At 58.3% G+C, this 259-nt stretch carries 1 protein-coding gene; it reads right to left on the bottom strand.

The window, feature by feature from the left end:
* Nucleotides 1–220: hydrolase (locus EOD29_RS32910; RefSeq protein ID WP_348630474.1), on the bottom strand; the 220-nt coding region annotated here is incomplete at its 3' end.
* Nucleotides 221–259 lie beyond the last annotated feature (39 nt).

Raw genomic sequence — 259 nt, 5'->3', positions numbered from 1 at the left:
CCGTGTCCGAGGCTCCCGCGTCGTCGATATGCCCGTTAACGCGCGAGAACACGTTGCCCATGTTCAGCGGGATATGCATGACGCTGCGGGTGGTCGCTCTCAGAAATCGCTTGTCCCTGAAATGCAGTTCTTGCCCGTCCCAGCCTTCAGGATTGAACCTGGGGCAGCAGCCGGTGGTGTTTACGCTGGCATCGTATCGAGGCGTTTCATTCGTCTGCATGTTCGTTTCCCCGGATCGGATCGGCACCATCCAACAGAT

Source organism: Mesorhizobium sp. M1A.T.Ca.IN.004.03.1.1 (genome assembly GCF_003997555.1).
GTDB lineage: Bacteria > Pseudomonadota > Alphaproteobacteria > Rhizobiales > Rhizobiaceae > Mesorhizobium.
The sequence above is the reverse complement of the archived record's forward strand: the minus strand, read 5'-3'. Positions and strand labels throughout refer to the sequence as shown.